Annotated in this window: 2 protein-coding genes; both read right to left on the reverse strand. The window is 47.8% G+C overall.

What is annotated here, in order from left to right:
- Positions 1-170: 170 nt before the first annotated feature.
- Positions 171-2,759 (reverse strand): M14 family metallopeptidase, encoded by a 2,589-nt coding sequence (locus ACFQ2O_RS20115; RefSeq protein WP_377532279.1) that lies wholly within the window; start codon positions 2,757-2,759, stop codon positions 171-173.
- Positions 2,760-3,693: 934 nt separating this feature from the next.
- Positions 3,694-4,476, reverse strand: a complete 783-nt coding sequence (locus tag ACFQ2O_RS20120; RefSeq protein WP_377532282.1) for a PepSY domain-containing protein — start codon at positions 4,474-4,476, stop codon at positions 3,694-3,696.
- Between the last annotated feature and the right edge of the window lie 87 nt (positions 4,477-4,563).

The raw sequence follows: 4,563 nt of genomic DNA on the forward strand, positions 1-4,563 counted from the left end.
ATATTTGTTATTTGACAAATTGCATTATATACCTATATTCTATAATTCGGTATTGATGGTGCTGCTGTGGTTGATTATAAATATGCGCGATAAGGCGAAAAGTGTAAATAACAAAGAAGCCCAGGCTATTGCAGCCTGGGCTTCTTACTGAAAAAGTGCTAGAGATAAGGTTAGTTGTGGGCGTCTTCGGTGCGGGCTGAACCACCACTTATGATCTGCCCAAAGAAGATACTGTTTAAGAACAGTTTGTTGGTGCCATACCAGAAAGCGCGGAAGTTTGGGTTGTCTGGCATGACAATAACTTTACCGCTGCCTAGAGATGAAACATCTACCGCCGCCGTGCTTTTTAGCTTTTGCAGGTTTGGTTTGGAGATGTAGCCAGCCATGAGCGGATTTGCCGTATACATCACGGGGTTGGCATAAGGGCTTTTGGAGCGCTCCATGAACAAGGTATTGCTGCGGAAGATCGGCATCTGCGTGTCGGTATAGCCGTAGGTCAGCGGGTGTGTCAGGTCCAGCTTAGTCTCAAAAATCGCCCCGCCTATTACCTGTGCACCATTGGTGTTAGGCATATCGGCATACGGTTTCTGTGCCACGGTGTCTTTATCGCTTTGCTTGAATGTGATATTGCCTATGCCGTTATCGGAAAGCCATTTAGCGGCATCGCCCATGCCTATAACCGTGCCGCCTTGCTGCACCCAGCTACGCAGTTTGTCTTTAGAAATGTTGCCATAGCTGCCGTCAGATAAAACAATCACATTATACTTGTTCAGGGCCAGGCGGTTAAAATCATCTGTTTTTACCAGCGTTGGGCGCATGTCGAAGCGGTTGTCGAGCAAATGCCAGGCCTCGCCTGCGTCATAGCTGTTCACACCGTCACCTATCAGCATCATAATTTTAGGTTGTTGTAGAGACAACATCATTGGGCTGCCTAGCTTTATTCCTTCCGGGTTAAATCCGGTGTTCATAGCATGCACCTGCAGCGCATTCTCTGTAGCCACTTGCTGCAGCAGTTGATGCAGCTCGTCTGAGCCTATGGGTTGCCCGCTGACAGGTATAAGTATGGTGCCGTAATCGAACTGCTTACTGCCAGCGGTTGTAAACTTATCTGTCGCTACTTTCGCGGTAATTCCTTTGTCCATCAGTTGGTTAAGGGCGCGAGGGGCATAGTAGCCGTGCCATTCAAAGGCGTAGGCATAATCACTTTTTCCTCCTACAACCTCACCAGTTGGCAAAGCCATTTGCTCCACCCGCTGACCAAGCTGATTCCCTTTAAAATTTTTAGATGACAGCGCTGCATGGTCCAGGTCGAAAGCCAATGGAAATGTCCAGGCAGAGATATCATAGAAAAGGCTATCCTGGAAAGTAGTGCGCTTCTCAAACATCGCCTCTATCAGCTTATACTGTGGTTGCTCCGTCGGGATGATGTAAGCGTTTTCCGGTGTATAGGTAATATTGTTTATTTTGAAGCTTTCTTTCGGACGATATACCTCTATCTGATGTTGCTTGATGATTTCTGCCAAATGAAAAGCACGTGCCTTGTCTTTTTCCGAACCAAACACATACGCTTTGGTGCCTGCCTTTTTAGATTCGTTGAATGCCTGCTTGTAGAAATCGCGCTGGTGCGTGAGCAGTTCCTCACGCATAGCCTGTGCTGCCTCTAGCGTAGAAAGCGTAGTGGTAAACTGGTTGCGTATGGTAAAAGGAAAAGTGAGTACTCCATTTATACTTTCCTGCGCATGCCCTCTGGAACTTGCCTGCTCAAACAATATACCTACGGCTCCATTTACATCTGGATAGGTGGAGCCTTTGCCGTAGTAGAAGTCATCATAGCTTTCTTCTGTGTAATAGAAAGAACCGATTTTATCCAGCGCTTTTGCATGGTAAGTGCCAATCTTCTGCGTCAGCTTAAAGTTGTTCTCCGGTGTAAGCGGGTTGTTGCGGCTCGGTATGCCCGGCTGAAAAAAGAACGTCGCGTTGGTTCCCATTTCATGATGGTCCGTCAGTACGTTAGGCTTCCACTCATGGAACTTCGCCAGCCTGCCTTTTGATTCCGGATGCTGAAGCGGCAGCCAGTCGCGGTTCAGGTCAAACCAGTAGTGGTTGGTTCGGCCGCGTGGCCATACTTCATCAAACTCAGCACTGTTCGCGTCAGTAACCAGATTTTTGCCGCGGTGCGTGTTTACCCAACTGGCAAAGCGGTTCAGGCCATCCGGGTTGATGGATGGGTCAAGGAGTATAACTGTCTCATTCAGTAGCTTGTCTATTTCCGGACCTTGTGCTGCTGCTAAATGATAAACTGCTAAGAGGGAAGCGTTGCTGCCACTCGGCTCATTACCGTGCACGCTGTAACCCATCCATACTACTGCCGGCATATTTTTAATATCCACACTACCCGACTCGGCAGGATTTGTAAGCTTACGGTGTTGCTCCTTTATCTGGTTTATGTTCTGCTGGTTTTGAGAAGAGGTGATGGTCAGCAGGTATAGCGGGCGGTTCTCGTGGGTGCGAGCATATTCGGTTAGGGTGATGCGATCTGAAGCCTCATCCATCAGGCGCATATACATCACTAGCTGGTCATGGCTCACGTGCCACTCGCCTACGTTGTAGCCAAGTATATCTTTGGGAGTCGGGATGCTGCTGTTGTAGCTGGTGTTCGCCGGCAGGTAATAGGAGAGAGGTGTTTCGGTTTGCTGTGCAACAGCGGCCGAGCCAAAGCCAAGCGCAGCTGCCACAGCAAATGCGTAAAATTTCTTCATGTGGTAAAGGCGTAGATAAAGTTTAGGTTAGCTTGTATCTGCAATTTGTTGTTTTACTCAGGCAATTGCAAGCCAAGAGCTCTGCAAGCAGGTAAAAATATAGTTAAACTAAAGTATAGCCTTTTCAGCAAGCGGGGTGATAGCGGTAAAGTATGGGTGAGGGTTGATAGCATAGGAGGTGGCACCTGTTGCTGCCTACTAAAGCATGAGTTGCACGGCTAACATTATCACGCGGACAGGTCGCGGTCTGTCCCTACAAGTCGTGTATGATAGAAGTGTGTATGATAAAAGCAAAGGCTGTAGCTATCTAAGCTGAACCCAGTCTTTCCGTTGAGCGCCTATGCGAGCTTTTCCGGTGACGAGCGAGAGCGAGGCAGCCCAAGGAACGAGTAAGACGTCCCTTCCCCCCGGCAGGAAAAGCTCCCAGCGCGATGCGGTTATCGAGGGCCTTTACCCCCAAGACAAGCCCTCGCGGGCTTGAGCGCTCCAAAGCAAAAGTGAAACATTACACGTGTGGGAGCTGGAGGGTGAACGGCAGCTAGAAAAGATAGCTTGGCTGAAGATGAGACAAGCAGTAGCTTTGGAAGTATGACTGCAACAAGTATAGCAGCAGCTGAGCAAGTATGGCTCTGCGAGCCAGTAGAGCTGGAAGCTCTACATCATAGAAGGCACTAGCTGAAAGCTAGCGCCAGCAATAGACAAGAAGCGACCATGCAAGTTATAGCCTCAGGTATTCAGGTATGGCTTTTCAAACAAGTTGAGTTACAAACTCTACATGACTATAAGACTCAAGTCCGAAAACTTGCGCTAGAGGGGAAGCAATAACCAGAGACTATGGAAGTATAGCTGTCGAGGCATAAGCAGACGCTTGCGGCATAAGCAGTAACTGTCAATCATTTCCTTAAAGCTAGACCTGTACTTAGAATTAAACCTGTTACCTAACAATTTTAGAATATGTAGAAGCCGTACCTGATGCATTCTTTCTTTTGCCTCCCCTAAAACTCACAAAGTATAAAGCAATGCCAGAAATAACGGAAAGCAAGCCAATAATCGAAAACAGCCGCAGCAGCAGGTTGCCAAAATTATCTCTGCCTTCATAGTCCATGGTGTGAAGCATCCAGAGGAAATCAAACAGGCGCCATTTGTTGTTTCGGAAACTGGTGATTTCACCCCGCTCTGCGGCAACATACACGGTGGTGCTGGTAGGATGCTGCATGGTTACGGCGTAGGCAGGCAAAGGACTTTCGCGGTACTCGTGGTGCTTGCCTACTTTTCCTTCGGTTAATAACTCTACCTGTGCTACCTGTACTTGCTCATTAAAACTACCAAGTGCCATCTCTATAGCCTCCTGCTTTGTAAGCGGCTGGCGCAGCTTACCAGATGCAGCCAATGCAAGCTGTGTGTGCTGCTCGGGCTTGTTGTTGTGGCCTCGGAAGTATACTACCTGATACACTGGCTCTCCCAGGATATGCACCAGTTTTAAAGACTTGATAGAATCTACCTGTGGGAGCTGAGAAATGACAGCAGAAGGTGATGCTAGCTGAGCGTCTGCGCTAAAGTATACAGGTGCTTTCTTCTGAAAGTCTCCATGTATCTCATCAATATCTGACCAACTGAAGTAAAGTCCACCCACTGTCCATAGTATAAACTGCAGGCCTGTAAATAGGCCCAGGTACCGGTGTGTCTTGCGAATGCGGAGGTGTGTTCGACGGTTCATTAAAACAAAAGTACCAAACAAGTGCAGTTATACCAGCTGACCTAACTAAAGAAGAGAGTTAACTATCCCTAATTTATATATATCTGT

The sequence above is a fragment of the Pontibacter rugosus genome (assembly GCF_042678745.1).
Classification (GTDB): Bacteria; Bacteroidota; Bacteroidia; order Cytophagales; family Hymenobacteraceae; genus Pontibacter; species Pontibacter rugosus.